The sequence below is a fragment of the Polyangium sorediatum genome (assembly GCF_029946465.1).
Lineage (GTDB): Bacteria > Myxococcota_A > Polyangia > Polyangiales > Polyangiaceae > Polyangium > Polyangium fumosum.
The window spans coordinates 1-937 of sequence record NZ_JARZHI010000173.1 but is presented as its reverse complement, the minus strand read 5'-3'; the positions used below and the strand labels follow the sequence as shown (position 1 = coordinate 937).

The 937-nt window shown below is 62.9% G+C and carries 1 protein-coding gene; it reads left to right on the top strand.

Annotated elements, in window-relative coordinates:
• A partial coding sequence (locus QHF89_RS49875) for an IS630 family transposase (protein ID WP_136973427.1) occupies window positions 1–916 on the top strand: 916 nt, incomplete at its 5' end.
• Between the last annotated feature and the right edge of the window lie 21 nt (window positions 917–937).

The following is a 937-nucleotide window of genomic DNA, read 5'->3' as shown; positions in this document are numbered from 1 at the left end:
CGTGTGCAAGTGGAGGGCGCGGTTCGTCAGTAAGAGGCTCGACGGACTGCTCGACGAGCCTCGTTCAGGAGCGCCGCGCAAGATCAGCGACGCGAAGGTCGAGGAGATCGTCACCCAAACATTGGAAACCACGCCGCAAGGCTGCACGCATTGGAGCACGCGGCAGATGGCGAAGGTCGCGGGCATCAGCTATCGCAGCGTCGGCCGCATCTGGCGCGCCTTCGGTTTGAAGCCCCATCGCAGCGAGACCTTCACGCTCTCGAAGGACCCGCACCTCGTCGAGAAGGTCCGCGACGTCGTCGGCCTGTACATGCATCCGCCGGACAATGCGGTCGTTCTCTGCGTGGATGAGAAGTCGCAGATCCAGGCGCTCAACCGCTCGCAGCCGCTCTTGCCGATGCGGCCCGGACAAGTCGAGCGACGCACACACGACTACGTGCGGCATGGGACCACGACGCTGTTCGCTGCGCTCGACTACGAAACGGGCAAGGTCATCGGTCGGATGTATCAGCGGCACCGGGCCGTCGAATTCCGGAAGTTTCTGCAAGCGATCGACGACGCCGTGCCGAAGGAGCTCGAGTTGCACCTCATCCTCGACAACTACGCGACGCACAAGACGCCGCTCATCCAACGATGGCTCGTTCGGCATCCGAGGTTCCACGTGCACTTCACGCCGACCCACGGATCATGGCTCAACCTGGTGGAAAGGTGGTTCGCGCTGCTCACCGAACGGGCGCTACGGCGTGGCGTTCATTGCAGCGTGCGCGAGCTGGAGAAGGCGATCAGCGAGTACCTCGACGCGCACAACGAGGCCCCTAAGCCCTTCGTGTGGACGAAGACTGCCGACGAGATCATCGAAAACATCAGGCGCTTCGCGCAGACGACGCTCGACATCCACGCCCCTGAGCGTTCTTGAATGAACTTCGGTCCCAGGACA